Genomic DNA, 13,838 nt, shown 5'->3' with positions numbered 1-13,838 from the left:
CGATCGCCCGCTCGGCGAGCTCAGAGCCTGTGTCGGGCCGAGGATCGGGCGCAGCCACCGGCTCAGTCCCGGCTCGGGGCGCCGCCGTCGGCCGGGGGGTCCGGCTCCTGTGGGGGGTCGCTCGCCCCGGCCAGCGCCAGCCTGGCCACCACGGCGTCCGCGATCTCCTTGGCCCGCCGCTCGGAGATCCCCCGCTCCCCGGCGGCCTCCAGCACCTGCTCCCGCACCTGGGCCAGCTGCTCCCGGGTGAGCGGCGGGACGGCGACCGGAGCGGGGCGGCGGCGGAAGACCCTGCGCAGGGCGGCCGTGGTCCGCTGCGCCGAGCCTTCCACGATGACGTCGGCCGCCCGCCTGGCCGCCTGGTCCACCGTCAGCCATACGACCGGTGTCACCAGGACCATGACCTCGCCCCAGCCGAACCCCAGCGGTTCCCGTCGACGGCCGCGTCCGCTCAGCCGCCGTACGACGGTGGCGTCGTCGAACCGGAACAACCCGTCCACGAGCGGAAGTTCGTCCACCGCCACGTCGGCCACCACGTCGCGGACGATGTCACGCACGTGCCTCCCGTCCGACGCCGTCATCCCAGAAGCCATGCCCGTCCCCCGAAGGCTCGCCTGCTGTCACGCCCGCAAAGTTGACTTGCGCACAACAACTCTGGCATGGATTTCGAGGAACCAGCATGTCTGTGGGAAAGGTGGGCCGAGGCAGACCTCCGGGATTCGCCCGACGCTGAAAGCCGTACCGCCACCGGCCGCCCATGGCATCCTCCCCCGCATGACGACCGACACCCCCACTCACCACCTCCCCGACGGCCGCCCCGTCCCTCACCTCACCGGCGACGAGCGCCCCATGCTCGAAAGCTGGCTCGACTTCCACCGGGCCACGCTGGAGCTGAAATGCGCGGGGCTGGACGACGCGCAGGTACGGCTCACGGCTGCCGAGCCGTCGGAGCTGACGTTGCTCGGGTTGGTGCAGCATCTCGCGGAGTGCGAGCGGAACTGGTGACGGGCCGATGGCCGGGGTCGAGGTCGGTCTCCGGTGGGTGTTCCTTCACATGATCGAGGAGTACGCCCGGCACAACGGCCACGCCGACATTCTGCGGGAGCACCTCGACGGAGTTACCGGTGCTTAAATTCGGAGTAATTCTCGAATTCCTTGAAGGGTAGCTTCCCATTCTCTTCTGCCCGCTTTCGGCAGACCTAAACGCAAAGATTTCGCGAACGCCAACCGGCGTATTTCGGGCAGGTCCCAAGAGAGTTACACGGCTGTGACGCGTTCCACATCGCGACCACTTTGTCCGGTATTAACCGGACAGAAGGTGCATCTCGCAGCCATTTTAGCCCCACCCTCACGCCCGCGTGATAACACACCCCAGTCTCACACGTAACCCCTGACGGCCATGCAATTTCGAATTTCCCTCGGTAAATTCAATTCGCATGACTGCCGCACAAGCAGACCTGCAAATCGACCGTCCGGCGGTGGCCGACGGGGCCTCGCTGTGGCGGATTGCCAGAGACTCCAAGGCCCTCGACCTCAACTCGTCGTACAGCTATCTGCTGTGGTGCCGTGACTTCGCCGGCACATCGGCCGTGGCCCGCGACGAGCGCGGAGAGCCGGTCGGCTTCGTCACCGGCTACGTACGCCCGGACCGTCCGCGCACCCTGCTCGTCTGGCAGGTGGCCGTGGACGACGCCTACCGCGGCCGCGGCATAGCCGCCGCGCTGCTGGACGGGCTCGTGGCGCGGGTCGGCGGCGAGTACGGCGTCACCGGCGTCGAGACCACCATCACCCCCGGCAACACCGCCTCGGAGCGGCTGTTCGGCGCCTTCGCCGAGCGGCACGGCGCCCACCTGGAGCGCGAGGTGCTGTTCCCGACGGGCCTGTTCCCGGACGGGCCGCACGACCCCGAAGTCCTGTACCGCATCGGTCCCCTCTCCCTCTGACCTCTCCCCCCACGCATCGAGGAGCGATTCGTCGTGACCATCACCCAGCCCGACCTCAGTGTCTTCGAGACCCTGGAGTCCGAGGTGCGCAGCTACTGCCGCGGCTGGCCCACCGTCTTCGACCGTGCTCGGGGCAGCCGTATGTACGACGAGGACGGCCACGAGTACCTGGACTTCTTCGCCGGGGCCGGCTCGCTGAACTACGGGCACAACAACCCGGTCCTGAAACGGGCTCTGATCGACTACCTGGAGCGGGACGGCGTCACGCACGGGCTCGACATGTCCACCAGTGCCAAGCGGGCCTTCCTGCAGACCTTCCAGGACCTGGTGCTGCGGCCGCGTGACCTGCCCTACAAGGTCATGTTCCCCGGCCCGACCGGCACCAACGCCGTGGAGTCCGCGCTGAAGCTGGCCCGGAAGGTGAAGGGGCGCGAGGCCATCGTGTCCTTCACCAACGCCTTCCACGGCATGTCCCTCGGGTCCCTCGCCGTCACCGGCAACGCGTTCAAGCGGGCCGGCGCCGGTATCCCGCTGGTGCACGGCACGCCCATGCCGTTCGACAACTACTTCGACGGCACGGTCGAGGACTTCCTGTGGTTCGAGCGGCTGCTGGAGGACCAGGGCTCCGGGCTCAACAAGCCCGCCGCCGTGATCGTCGAGACCGTGCAGGGCGAGGGCGGCATCAACGTCGCGCGTCCCGAGTGGCTGCGCGCCCTGGCCGAGCTGTGCGAGCGGCAGGACATGCTGCTCATCGTCGACGACATCCAGATGGGCTGCGGCCGTACCGGCGCCTTCTTCTCCTTCGAGGAGGCGGGCATCACGCCGGACATCGTCACCGTGTCCAAGTCCATCAGCGGCTACGGGCTGCCCATGTCGCTGTGCCTGTTCAAGCCCGAGCTGGACATCTGGGAGCCGGGCGAGCACAACGGCACCTTCCGCGGCAACAACCCCGCCTTCGTCACCGCCACCGCCGCCCTGGAGTCGTACTGGGCCGACGGTTCGGCGATGGAGAAGCAGACCCGGGCGCGCGGCGAGCAGGTCGAGCAGGGGCTGATCGCCATCTGCGAGGAGAACCCCGCCGACGTCAAGGAGTACCGGGGCCGCGGCCTGGTGTGGGGCATGGAGTTCCACGACAAGGAGCGGGCCGGGCGGATCGCGAAGCGCGCCTTCGAGCTCGGGCTGCTCATCGAGACGTCGGGCCCGGAGAGCGAGGTCGTCAAGCTGCTCCCGGCCCTGACCATCACCCCGGACGAGCTGGACGAGGGGCTCCGCATCCTCGCCCGCGCCGTCCGTGAGACCGCCTGACCGGCAGGCAGGACAGCCGGGAAGACGGTCGGAAAGAAGAGAACACCACCACCTAGGAGGCATCGCAACACCGTGATCGTCCGTTCGTTCAAGGACATCGAAGGCACCGAGCGCCATGTGAAATCGGCGTCCGGCACCTGGGAGAGCAAGCGCATCGTCCTCGCCAAGGAGAGGGTCGGCTTCTCGCTGCACGAGACGGTCCTGTACGCGGGTACGGAGACGTCGATGTGGTACGCGAACCACATCGAGGCCGTCGTCTGCGTCGAGGGCGAGGCCGAGCTGACCGACCACGAGACCGGGCGGACGTACGCGATCACGCCCGGAACCATGTACCTCCTGGACGGGCACGAGCGGCACACGCTGCGGATCAAGGAGGACTTCCGCTGCATCTGTGTCTTCAACCCGCCCGTGACCGGCCGGGAGGACCACGACGAGAACGGCGTCTACCCGCTGCTCACCGAGCCCGAGGAGGTGTGAGAACCCCATGACCACCGCCATGACCGGAAGCGTCACCGATCTCTACCCCAGCCGCGGTGCCACGGAGGTGTCGACCCCGCGCCAGGACCCCGTCGTCTGGGGCGCCCCCGACACCCCGGGCCCGATCACGACCGGCGACCTCCAGTCGTTCGAGCGCGACGGCTTCCTCGCCATCGACCAGCTCATCACCGAGGACGAGGTGGCCGTCTACCACCAGGAGCTGGAGCGGCTCGTCACCGACCCGGCGATCCGCATGGACGAGCGCTCGATCATCGAGCCGAAGTCCAAGGAGATCCGCTCCGTCTTCGAGGTGCACCGGATCAGCGAGGTGTTCGCGAAGCTGGTGCGCGACGAGCGCGTGGTAGGCCGGGCACGGCAGATCCTCGGCTCGGACGTGTACGTCCACCAGTCGCGGATCAACGTCAAGCCGGGCTTCGGGGCGAGTGGCTTCTACTGGCACTCCGACTTCGAGACCTGGCACGCCGAGGACGGTCTGCCCAACATGCGCACGGTGTCCGTCTCGATCGCGCTGACCGAGAACCACGACACCAACGGCGGGCTGATGATCATGCCCGGCTCGCACCGGACCTTCCTCGGGTGTGCGGGGGCCACGCCGAAGGACAACTACAAGAAGTCCCTCCAGATGCAGGACGCCGGGACGCCCTCCGACGAGGCGCTGACCAAGATGGCCTCCGAGTACGGCATCAAGCTCTTCACGGGCAAAGCCGGCTCGGCGACCTGGTTCGACTGCAACTGCATGCACGGCTCCGGCGACAACATCACGCCGTTCCCGCGCAGCAACGTGTTCATCGTCTTCAACAGCGTGGACAACGCCGCCGTCGACCCCTTCGCGGCTCCGGTACGCCGTCCGGAGTTCATCGGCGCACGGGACTTCACACCCGTGAAGTGAGCCTCACACCGGTGAGGTGACCCTCACAGCCACGCCAGCGACGCGGCCCGCTCCAGTACGTTCCGTACGGCGGCCGCGTCGCCGGTTTCGCCCCGCGGGACGGTTTCCGGGGCGTGCCGCCCGCCGACCAGCAGGCAGAAGTCGACGGGATCGAGGACGAGTTCGGCCTGGACGGGCTCGTCCCCGGAGCCCAGTACCCACTCCGTGCCCCCGGTGACCGAGAACAGCACCGGGGGCGCGCTGGGTCCCAGGGCCAGGCCGAGGATGCGGACGGCGAGACGGACCAGCTGGTCCAGGTGTTCCCGGGGCGGCGCGGGGACGGCGAGGCCGAGGGCCCGGCCGATGTCGTCGGTGTGGATCCACGCCTCGAAGCCGCGCACCAGGAAGTGGTCGGCCACGGGCAGCCGCAGTCCCATCAACGTCACGGCGCGCGCGGCGAGTTCGGCGTCCCCGGCCTCGGGGGTGGCGAGCAGCTCGGCCGCCTGCGCGGACCAGTCGGCCACGGTCGCCTCGGGCGTACGGCCCTGCTCGTGCGCGATGACATCGGCGCTGCGGCGGTCCCAGGCGTCCTCCCAGCCGGTGCCCTCCGCGATCCGCGAGGGCGGCACCCGGGCCGGCACGCCGAGCCGGGCGGCCAGGTGCTCGTCGGCGGCGAGGAGGTGGGCGAGGGTGGCGTGCACGTCCCAGTCGTGCACGACCGGCGTGGCCCAGCGGTCCGCCAGCTCGGGCAGCAGCGCCTTCAGCCCGGCGACGGCGACGGCGTAGGGGGCGGCGTGCGCGGCGACGCGGGGGACGGCGGGGCGGGTGCGCAGGGCGAGGGACAGCGCGCCGTTGTTCCGCCCCGCGGGAGCCCCCGGCGACGGCCCGTCCAGCAGCCGTACGGTCTCCCGCAGCCGTGCCGCCTCCGCCGCGCAGCTCCCGCACTCGGCCAGGTGCGGCCGGACCGTCATCTCCTCGGCCGGATCGAGGGCGCCGAAGGCCCAGGCGGCCAGCAGGTCACGTACGGCCTCGTGCTCGTCGGTCATCGCCCGCCTCCTCCCTGTGCCGGTTTCCTGCGAGTACCCCTCCTCGCCATCATGCGCCCCTTTCGAGCGCCGGATCCGGTGGGTCGGCCAAAGTTTCCGCCAAGGAGCGCAGGGCGGTGCGCAGCCGGGTCTTGGCGGTGCCCTCGGGGATGCCCAGCTCGACGGCGGCCTGCCGGTAGGTGCGGCCCGCGAAGTAGGCGAGGTGGACGACCTCCCGCTGGGGCTGCGGGAGTTCGGCGAGGGCGGAGTGCAGCAGCAGGGAGCGTTCCCGGTCGACGACCGTCTCGTCGGGGCCGGGCCCGGTGTCGGGGATGGCCTGGAGCGCGGAGTCGTCGGCGCCGGCGTCCTTGCGGTGCCGGGCCTCGCTGCGCACCCAGTCCACGGCCCGCCGGTGGGCGAGCACGGACAGCCAGGTGCGCAGCGAGCCACGGCCCGGGTCGAAGGCGTACGGCCTGCTCCAGAGCTGGGCGAAGACCTCCTGCGCCACGTCCTCGGCGGCGCCCGGCGACCGGGTGACCCGCACGGCGACCCGCCGCACCAGCCCGCCGTACGCCCCGTACACCTCGGCCAGCGCGGTCTCGTCGCCGTACACCAGCCGCCGGTGCACCTCCGCGTCGGCAGTCGGCGGTGCGGAGGTATCGCCCGTGGACTCCACGTGCCCTTCCTAGCGTCCCGGCAGGGCCCGCGCCAGTGGTTCCGTCGGATGGTTCAGTCGGAGAGGGCGTCGAGCAGGCGGTCGACGTCGGCGCGGGTGTTGTAGAGGTGGAAGGCGGCGCGCAGGTTGCCCGCCCGGTCGGAGACCTCGATTCCGGCGCTGCTCAGCCCGGCCTGGCGGTGGCCGAGCCCGGGCACGGAGACGATCGGCGAGCCCGGGGACGGGATGGGCTCCTGGCCGAGGGAGGCCAGGCCCGCCCGGAAGCGGTCGGCGAGGGCGAGATCATGGGCGCGTACGGCGTCCACGCCCAGTTCCTCCAGCAGTTCCAGGGAGCGGCGGGCACCGGCGTAGGAGAAGAGGGCGGGGCTCTCGTCGAACCGCCGTGCGGAGTGGGCGAGTTCGTCGACGGGGCCGTAGCAGGCGTCCCAGGGGTGCTCGCCCGCCACCCAGCCGGCGAAGAGCGCGGTGAGCCCGCCGAAGTCCTCCGGGACGACCAGGAAGGCCACGCCCCGCGGGCAGACGAGCCACTTGAAGGCGACGGAGGCGGAGTAGTCGTAGGCGTCCGCGTCGAAGTCCAGCCATCCGCTGGCCTGGGACGCGTCGATGTACGTACGCGCACCGTGCTCGCGCGCGGCTTCCCTGATCGCGGGCAGGTCGGCCACGCGGCCGTCGGCGGACTGCGCGGCGCTGACCGCGACCAGGGCGGTGCCGGGCCGCACCGACTCGGCGATGCGCTCCAGCGGCACGCTGCGCACCTTGAGGTCGGTGCGGACGTGGAAGGGGTTCACGACGGAGCTGAAGTCGCCCTCCGCGGTGAGGACTTCGGCGCCCTCGGGGAGGGAGGCGGCGATCAGGCCGCTGTAGACGGCGACGGAGGCACCGGCCGCCACCCGGCGCTCGGGCACCCCGACGAGCCGCGCGAAGCAGGCGCGGCTCGCCTCGACGTCGGCGAACATGTCGGTCGGCTGCCCGGCGGCCGCGGCCTCCACGGCGGTCCGCATGGCGGCGACGGTGCGGGCCGGTACCAGCCCGGTACTGGCCGTGTTCAGGTAGGTGTTCTTCGGCGCGAACTCGGCACGGACGAGGCTCTCGAAGGTCTCCATGACCCCACTGTGAGCCCCGGAGAACCCATAGTCCATTGCCGATTTATACGTGGTTTCGCTAAGCAACCCTTATAGATCGGCCGCCACCTGCCCTTTTGCCTGTGCTTACTTCTGCGGCACCGCGCACCCGTCGGGACCGCACGCCTCCGCGTCCCCCTGGTCGATGAGCCGGAGCGGCGAGCGCTCGCCCCACGCCTGCGTCAGCGCCTGCTCGAAGACCTCGGCGGGCTGGGCGCCGGAGACGCCGTACTTGCGGTCCAGGACGAAGAAGGGCACGCCGTTCGCACCGAGCTGGGCGGCCTCGCGCTCGTCGGCACGGACGTCGTCGGCGTAGGCGGCCGGGTCGGCGAGCACCCCCCGGACGGCGTCGGCGTCGAGCCCGGCCTCGACGGCCAGCTCCACGAGCCGCTCGTCGCCCTCGGCGAAGACGGACCGCTCCTCGGCGAAGTTCGCCCGGTAGAGGATCTGGATCAGCTCGTCCTGCCGGCCGTGCTCCTTGGCGAGGTGCAGCAGGCGGTGCATGTCGAAGGTGTTGCCGTGGTCGCGGTCCCGGGTGCGGTAGTCCAGGCCCTCGGCGGCGGCCTGCACACCCAGGTTGTCCTCGGCGGCCTGGGCCTGCGCCTCGCTGATGCCGTACTTCTTGGCGATCATGGGGATGACCGGGCCGGTGGCGGCCTTGTCGCGTCCGGGGTCCAGCTCGAACGAGCGGTGCACCACCTCGACCTGGTCGCGGTGCGGGAAGGCCTGCAGCGCCTTCTCGAAGCGGGCCTTGCCCACATAGCACCAGGGGCAGGCGATGTCGCTCCAGATCTCGACGCGCATGTCTTCGGCTCTCTCCCAGTCGTACGGGTACGGAGACTCCCTCCGGTTAGTGGGTGAACGTTCAAGCAGCCCGGTTCATTCCCCGGTCGCCGGGGCCCCTTCCCCGGTCACGGAGAAGCACAGGAAGAGGTGGTGGTCGCCCTCGGCGGGCGGGTTCTCCGGGTCCGGACGCCAGCCCCGGCCGGCGTAGAAGGCCTGCGCACGCCGGTTGTCCACATGCACGTCGAGCACGGCCGTCCGCTTGCCGTCGGCCCGCCACTCCTCCACGCAGGCGGCGTGCAGGGACGCACCGACGCCACGGCCCCAGTGGTCGGGGTCGACATGGAACTGGAACAGCTTCACCATGTCGGCGGGGGCGCCCTCGGGTGTGCGGAAGGACGCGAGGCCGACGATCCGGCCCTCCTCCACGACGCACCGCACATGCCCGTCCGGCCGCGCGATGGCGCCCTGCCAGACGGCGAGCCAGTCGGTGCCGTCGTCCGGGATCCCGTCGGGGTAGTACGTCGCCCGGGCACGTGCGTGCAGGGCGGCGACCGTCTCCGCCTCGACGGGCAGGACGGTACGGATCACCCGGATCGCGGTCTCTCTGTCACTGATCATGCAACGTTGGACGTGACCCCGGACGCGGCGGTTCCGAGCCGGCTGAACTGCGCCCGGTAGCCGCTCGGCGTCAGACCCGTACGGCGCACCAGATGCCCCCGCAGCGAGTCGGCGGTGCCCAGCCCGCAGGCGCGGGCCACCTGGTCCATGGGCAGGGCGGTGGTCTCCAGGAGTTCCTTGGCGCGCTCGATGCGCTGGTGGAGCAGCCACTGCAGCGGGCTCACCCCGCTCTCGGCGTGGAAGCGGCGGGTGAGGGTGCGGACGCTGACACCGGCGTGCCGGGCCAGGTCGGTGAGGGTGAGCGGCTTGTCGAGGTTCCGCATGGCCCAGCCGCGGGTGTCGGCGCAGGCGTTGCCGCGCTCGGGCGGCAGCGGGGTCTGGGTGAACTGGGTCTGGCCGCCGGGCCGTACGGGTGCGACGAGGGCACGGCGGGCGACCTCGTTGGCGACGGCGGCGCCGTAGTCGGTGCGGATGATGTGCAGGCACAGGTCGATGCCGGCGGCGTAGCCGGAGGAGGTGACGTAGGGGCCGTCCTGCACATAGAGCACGTCTCCGCGCAGGTCGACGTGCGGGTAGCGGCGGCGCAGCTCCTCGGCGTGGGCCCAGTACGTGGTGGCCCGGCGCCCGTGCAGCAGGCCCGCCTCGGCGAGCTGGAAGGCGCCGGTGCACAGGGACGCGATCCGCCTGCCGTCGGCGGCCGCCTCGCGCACGGCGGCCACGATCCGCGCGTCCGGCTCGAAGGGCTCACCGGTGCCGGCGACGAGCACGGTGTCGGCCTCCCGTACGGCGTCGAGGCCGTGCCGTACATACAGGTCGAGCCCGCCACTGGTGGGCACCGGACCCGGCTCGGCCGCGCAGATGACCACCTCGTAGCCGGGCCGTCCGTCGACCTCGACCTTGCCGAACAGCATCTCCGGGATGGCGAGGTTGAACATCGACACGGGCGACGGCGCGACGACGGCGATGCGGTGCGGGGCGTGCGGCTGGGGCATGGCCAGAACCTCCGGGTGCATGGCATTCCGGCCACTACTGTACGACGGCGTGGATCAGCAGCATGGAGACATGTCAACGAACCAGACCCTGAAGGGCGACGAACTCACCTCCGCACAGGGCGAGTTGGGGCCCACGAGGACTTCCGCAGCCCTCACCCTCACCGCCGGCCTCCTCGGCTTCGCGCTGGTCTGCCTCGACGCGTCCATCGTGAACGTGGCGCTGCCCGCGATCGGTTCGTCCCTCGGCGGCGGGATGTCCGGCCTGCAGTGGGTGGTGGACGCCTACACGCTGGCCTTCGCCGCGCTGATGCTGTCGACCGGGGCGTTCTCGGACCGGGCGGGCGCGAGCCGGGCGTTCGGGCTCGGTACGGCCGTCTTCACGCTGGCCTCGGCGGCCTGCGGCCTGGCACCGAATCTGCCCACGCTGGTCGGCGCGCGGGTGGTGCAGGGCGTGGCGGCGGCGGTCGTACTGCCTGCCTCGCTGGCGCTGGTGCGGCAGGCGTACGCCGACCCGGCGCGGCGGGCACGGGCGGTGGCCGGGTGGGCGGCGGGCGGTTCGGTGGCGGTGGCGCTCGGTCCGGTGGTGGGCGGTGCGCTGACGACGGCCTGGGACTGGCGGTGGATCTTCTTCGTCAACCTGCCGGTCGGTGCCCTGATCCTCGCGCTGCTGGTCCGGGCCCCGCGCTCACCGCGCCGCCCGGCACCGCTGGACCTGCCCGGCCAGGCGACGGCGGTGGTGGCCCTCACGGCACTGACGTTCGCGGTGATCGAGGGCGGGACGGAGGGCTGGGCGGCGCTGGCGGTGGCGGTGGCGGCCGCGGTCGCGTTCGTCCGGATCGAGGCACGCCAGCCGCACCCGGTCGTCCCGCTCGGCCTGTTCCGCAACCGGACCGTCGCGGTGGCGGTGGCCGCCGGAGCGGCGGTCAGCGTGGCCTTCTACAGCATGGTGTTCGTCTTCTCGCTCTTCTTCCAGCAGGTCCAGCACCGCTCCGCGCTCCAGGCGGGCCTGATGTTCCTGCCGATGACGGGCCTGATCGCGGTGACGAACGTCGTCGCGGGCAAGCTCGCGGGCCGCTACGGCCCGCGGCTGCCGATGCTGGTGGGGCAGGGCCTGGCCGTCGCAGGACTGCTCATGACGCTGTACGTCGACACCGGCACGCCCGCGGTCCTGGTGGCCCTGATCCTCGTCCCGATGGCGCTGGGCTGCGCGCTGACGGTGCCGCCGCTGACCGCGGCCATGCTGGAGGCGGTGCCCGCCGAGCGGGCGGGACTGGCGGCCGGTGTGCTCAACGCGGCGCGACAGATGGCGGGGGCGCTGGGCATCGCCGTGTTCGGGGCGCTGATCTCCGACGGCTTCGTGGCGGGGATGCGGGTGAGCGTGGTCGTCAGCGCGGCCCTGCTCACGGTGACGGGTCTGCTCAGCTTCCGTCTCGCAGGTCCTTCGGCCAGTTCGGCCTGAACTCCAGGTGGTCGTAGGTCACGACGCACCCCTCCCCCATCGGCGACTGCGTCATGAACCCGACGAGGGCGGCGTCCGCCTCCTTCTCCTCTCCCAGCGTGAAGAGCCGGACGAAGGTCCAGCGCTCACCGTCCCGGGAGGCGTGGAACGCGAAGGCCCGCCCGGTCCGGCTCACCCGCAGCCAGACCGAACTGCCCTCCACGCTGAAGGAGTTGGCATCGTCGGAGTGCCCCCGGGTGACCACCGTGCACACGGTCGGCACGTCCGGCGAGTACTCCAGACACAGCTTGGCCCAGGCCCGCTCCCCGACATGGACGTAGAGCACCCCGGCGTCGAAGGCGGCGGCGAACCCGACGGTGACCCGGGCGATCAGCTGGAAGTCCCCTTCGGGCGCGCCCAGGAGTCGCGGCGCGTCGGCGGCGGGGTCCTGGGCCTCCCCGGTGGGCGGCACGAACCGGTCCTGCCGGGGCCCGGCCCATCCGGAGAGGATGCCGTCCTCGTAGAGCCAGTGCCCGTCGGGACCGTAGCTACGGAGCGGGAAGGGCAGTTCGGGAAGTTCCACGTCCATGGCTGGATTCTTCCAGGCGCCGCCCGGCGCCCGGGGCCGGTGTCGACTTTCGTCGTTCGGGACCGCACCGAAGGGTGGATGCGGGTGCCCGGCGGTCGCTGTCTATCGTCTGCGCGTGGACGCAGCCAACAGTTTGCGCGCAGACGCAGCCGATACACCCCGTACCGACCGGGCGCTCCGGTCGCTCCGGTCCCGGCTCGCCGCCGCCTCGCCATGGACCCGTAAGCGGATCGTCGGGGAGGCCGCGCTCGCCGTCGTGCTGGCCGGGCTCACCGTCCTCGGAGGCGGACTGGCCTTGTTCGGGGCGTGGGCCGTCGCCCTGGCCCTGGCAGTCGCCCTGCTGTCGCTGGCCCGCCGCTCGCTGCCGGCGACGGTACTGCTCGTCGTGTCGGCCGCGGCGGGTGAACTGGTCGGCGCGACACCCCTGCTGATCTGCGCGAGCTGGTCGGCGGGCAGCCGCATCATGCGCCCCGGGCGGGCGCTGGCCGCGTACGCCGCCGGGCTCGTGCTGAACATCGCCTTCTCCGTCCGCAGCGCGGTCGGCGAGGCGAAGGAACTGTCCCTGCTCGCGGCGGCCCTGTCCGCGGGCGTGTTCGTGACGCTGGCGGTGGTTCCGGGCCTCGCCTCCCGGTACCGCGCCCAGCGCCACGCGCTGTTCGACGCCCTGCGCCGGCACAACGCCCAGCTGGTGCGCGAACAGGCGATGGTGGCTCATCAGGCCCGGCTCCTGGAACGGCAGCGCATAGCCCAGGACATGCACGACAGCCTCGGCCACCAGCTCGCCCTGATCTCCGTGCACGCCGGGGCGCTGGAAGTGGACCCGGAGCTGGGCGACCGCCAGCGGGAAGGGGTGGGCATCCTCCGGGAGGCCTCCAGGGCGGCGATGCAGGAGCTGCGCGAGGCGGTGGGCATCCTGCGGGACGGCGTCGGCGAAAGTGCCGGCCGGCGGCCGGACCCGGCCGACGGCGAGCCCCCGACGGCCCGCGTGGCGGCCGCCGTCGACGGTCTCGTCGAGGCGTCGGTTGCCGCGGGCGCGGCCGTGGAGCTGCACCGCTCCGGCACCGTACGGCCGCTCGCGCCCGCCGTCGACCACGCTGCGTACCGCATCGCCCAGGAGGGTCTGACCAACGCGCACAAGCATGCGCCGGGCGCCCCGATCACCGTGGCGCTGCGCTATGAACCGGACAGCCTGGTGGTCGAGGTGGCCAACGGGCCCGTGCCGGCCGGGGCCGCCGGGTCCGCGCCCGCGGTGAGCGGCGGCCAGGGTCTGACGGGCCTGCGGGAGCGGGCCCGGCTGGTCGGCGGCATGGTGCACACCGGGGACACGCCCGACGGCGGTTTTCGGCTCGCCGGTGTGCTGCCCTACGGCGGTGGCGAGACGCGGCCCGGCCCGGAGGGCGCGACCTTCGTCGCCGCGGACGACGACTTTCGGGGGCAGATCGGCGGGGGCGCGGCGGGCGACGGTGGAGCGGTCATCGACCGTTTCGATCCGCACGGGGAGTACTCCGCCATCATGAGCAGCAAGAAGAACATCGCCCTTGGCTGCGCCCTCACCGCCGCCGTCCTCGTCGTGGGCGTCGTCGCCCTCGGGGCATGGGGGCTGACCGCCCTGTGGGACGAGGTGGAGAGCGGCACCATCTCGGCCGACGTGTACAAGTCCGCGAAGATCGGCGACGCCGAGGCGGACCTGAAGGCCAAGCTGCCCGAGGGCAGTTCCCTGCTCACCGAAGGCCAGGAGAAGCAGGGCCCGCCGCTGCCCGAGGACGCGACGTGCCGTCACTACCTGGACGTCGACGAGGACATCGTCTACCGGTTCTGCTTCCGCGACGGGAAGCTGGTCGCGAAGGAGACCTTCAAGGACGAGCTCTGAACGTCGGCGACGAGGTCGCACGGGTGACCGGATCGGGCATGGTGACCGGATCGGGCATGATGACGGGGCTCTGCCATCCGTACATCACACCGACACCGCGCAGGAGGCC

Annotated in this window: 14 protein-coding genes and 1 pseudogene; 7 read left to right on the top strand and 8 right to left on the bottom strand. The window is 71.7% G+C overall.

The genetic code is table 11. The features are described from left to right. Positions 1-62: 62 nt before the first annotated feature. Entirely contained in the window at positions 63-557 is a 495-nt protein-coding gene (locus ACFWYS_RS05930; protein WP_384763881.1) for a hypothetical protein, read from the bottom strand. 217 nt (positions 558-774) lie between these two features. Here ACFWYS_RS05930 and ACFWYS_RS05925 point away from each other — a divergent pair. The 5 genes and pseudogenes from ACFWYS_RS05925 (at position 775) to thpD (ending at position 4,635) form a co-directional block, all read left to right on the top strand. Next, positions 775-1,132 (top strand): annotated as a pseudogene (locus ACFWYS_RS05925) (DUF664 domain-containing protein). A gap of 304 nt (positions 1,133-1,436) precedes the next feature. Continuing rightward, entirely contained in the window at positions 1,437-1,943 is a 507-nt protein-coding gene (ectA, locus tag ACFWYS_RS05920; protein WP_384763879.1) for a diaminobutyrate acetyltransferase, read from the top strand. A 33-nt stretch (positions 1,944-1,976) separates the two neighbouring features. Further along, positions 1,977-3,248, top strand: coding sequence for a diaminobutyrate--2-oxoglutarate transaminase (gene ectB / locus ACFWYS_RS05915; RefSeq protein ID WP_384763876.1), 1,272 nt, complete (start codon positions 1,977-1,979; stop codon positions 3,246-3,248). 72 nt (positions 3,249-3,320) lie between these two features. After that, the gene (locus ACFWYS_RS05910; protein WP_272122929.1) at positions 3,321-3,725 is read left to right on the top strand and encodes an ectoine synthase; all 405 of its coding nucleotides are present in this window, start codon (positions 3,321-3,323) and stop codon (positions 3,723-3,725) included. A 7-nt stretch (positions 3,726-3,732) separates the two neighbouring features. Continuing rightward, complete coding sequence (gene thpD / locus ACFWYS_RS05905) at positions 3,733-4,635, top strand: ectoine hydroxylase (RefSeq protein WP_384763873.1); 903 nt, start codon at positions 3,733-3,735, stop codon at positions 4,633-4,635. Positions 4,636-4,658: 23 nt separating this feature from the next. On the opposite strand, the gene ACFWYS_RS05900 is transcribed toward thpD, so the two are convergent. The 6 genes from ACFWYS_RS05900 to ACFWYS_RS05875 form a co-directional block, all read right to left on the bottom strand. Next, entirely contained in the window at positions 4,659-5,660 is a 1,002-nt protein-coding gene (locus ACFWYS_RS05900; RefSeq protein WP_384763871.1) for a maleylpyruvate isomerase family mycothiol-dependent enzyme, read from the bottom strand. Between the two features lie 49 nt (positions 5,661-5,709). After that, entirely contained in the window at positions 5,710-6,315 is a 606-nt protein-coding gene (locus ACFWYS_RS05895) for an RNA polymerase sigma factor (RefSeq protein WP_384763868.1), read from the bottom strand. A 53-nt stretch (positions 6,316-6,368) separates the two neighbouring features. Continuing rightward, positions 6,369-7,418 carry an aminotransferase class V-fold PLP-dependent enzyme gene (locus tag ACFWYS_RS05890; protein WP_384763866.1) on the bottom strand — a complete coding sequence of 350 codons (1,050 nt, stop codon included), beginning with the start codon at positions 7,416-7,418 and terminating at the stop codon, positions 6,369-6,371. 105 nt (positions 7,419-7,523) lie between these two features. Then, positions 7,524-8,240, bottom strand: a complete 717-nt coding sequence (locus ACFWYS_RS05885; RefSeq protein WP_384763863.1) for a DsbA family oxidoreductase — start codon at positions 8,238-8,240, stop codon at positions 7,524-7,526. A 75-nt stretch (positions 8,241-8,315) separates the two neighbouring features. Continuing rightward, the gene (locus ACFWYS_RS05880) at positions 8,316-8,840 is read right to left on the bottom strand and encodes a GNAT family N-acetyltransferase (protein WP_384763860.1); all 525 of its coding nucleotides are present in this window, start codon (positions 8,838-8,840) and stop codon (positions 8,316-8,318) included. Further along, positions 8,837-9,832 (bottom strand): GlxA family transcriptional regulator, encoded by a 996-nt coding sequence (locus ACFWYS_RS05875; protein ID WP_384763858.1) that lies wholly within the window; start codon positions 9,830-9,832, stop codon positions 8,837-8,839. Before ACFWYS_RS05875 ends, ACFWYS_RS05880 begins: the two co-directional genes overlap by 4 nt. 70 nt (positions 9,833-9,902) lie before the next feature. On the opposite strand from ACFWYS_RS05875, the gene ACFWYS_RS05870 reads away from it, so the two are divergent. Then, the gene (locus tag ACFWYS_RS05870; protein ID WP_384763856.1) at positions 9,903-11,291 is read left to right on the top strand and encodes an MFS transporter; all 1,389 of its coding nucleotides are present in this window, start codon (positions 9,903-9,905) and stop codon (positions 11,289-11,291) included. Here ACFWYS_RS05870 and ACFWYS_RS05865 read toward each other — a convergent pair. Continuing rightward, complete coding sequence (locus ACFWYS_RS05865) at positions 11,251-11,859, bottom strand: DUF1349 domain-containing protein (RefSeq protein ID WP_384763853.1); 609 nt, start codon at positions 11,857-11,859, stop codon at positions 11,251-11,253. The genes ACFWYS_RS05870 and ACFWYS_RS05865 overlap by 41 nt on opposite strands. 115 nt (positions 11,860-11,974) lie before the next feature. Here ACFWYS_RS05865 and ACFWYS_RS05860 point away from each other — a divergent pair, with 115 nt between their 5' ends. Continuing rightward, on the top strand, positions 11,975-13,729 hold the full coding sequence (locus tag ACFWYS_RS05860) for a sensor histidine kinase (protein WP_384763851.1): 1,755 nt from the start codon (positions 11,975-11,977) through the stop codon (positions 13,727-13,729). The last annotated feature ends 109 nt before the right edge of the window (positions 13,730-13,838 follow it).

This window comes from Streptomyces sp. NPDC059010 (genome assembly GCF_042740355.1).
Taxonomy (GTDB): domain Bacteria; phylum Actinomycetota; class Actinomycetes; order Streptomycetales; family Streptomycetaceae; genus Streptomyces.
This window is presented reverse-complemented; position numbering and strand designations above follow the sequence as displayed.

Coding starts and splice junctions, on each gene's coding strand:
- ectA (WP_384763879.1), top strand. CDS start 1,437: ATGACTGCCGCACAAGCAGACCTGCAAATCGACCGTCCGGCGGTGGCC.
- thpD (WP_384763873.1), top strand. CDS start 3,733: ATGACCACCGCCATGACCGGAAGCGTCACCGATCTCTACCCCAGCCGC.
- ACFWYS_RS05900 (WP_384763871.1), bottom strand. CDS start 5,660: ATGACCGACGAGCACGAGGCCGTACGTGACCTGCTGGCCGCCTGGGCC.
- ACFWYS_RS05890 (WP_384763866.1), bottom strand. CDS start 7,418: ATGGAGACCTTCGAGAGCCTCGTCCGTGCCGAGTTCGCGCCGAAGAAC.
- ACFWYS_RS05885 (WP_384763863.1), bottom strand. CDS start 8,240: ATGCGCGTCGAGATCTGGAGCGACATCGCCTGCCCCTGGTGCTATGTG.
- ACFWYS_RS05880 (WP_384763860.1), bottom strand. CDS start 8,840: ATGATCAGTGACAGAGAGACCGCGATCCGGGTGATCCGTACCGTCCTG.
- ACFWYS_RS05875 (WP_384763858.1), bottom strand. CDS start 9,832: ATGCCCCAGCCGCACGCCCCGCACCGCATCGCCGTCGTCGCGCCGTCG.
- ACFWYS_RS05870 (WP_384763856.1), top strand. CDS start 9,903: ATGTCAACGAACCAGACCCTGAAGGGCGACGAACTCACCTCCGCACAG.
- ACFWYS_RS05865 (WP_384763853.1), bottom strand. CDS start 11,859: ATGGACGTGGAACTTCCCGAACTGCCCTTCCCGCTCCGTAGCTACGGT.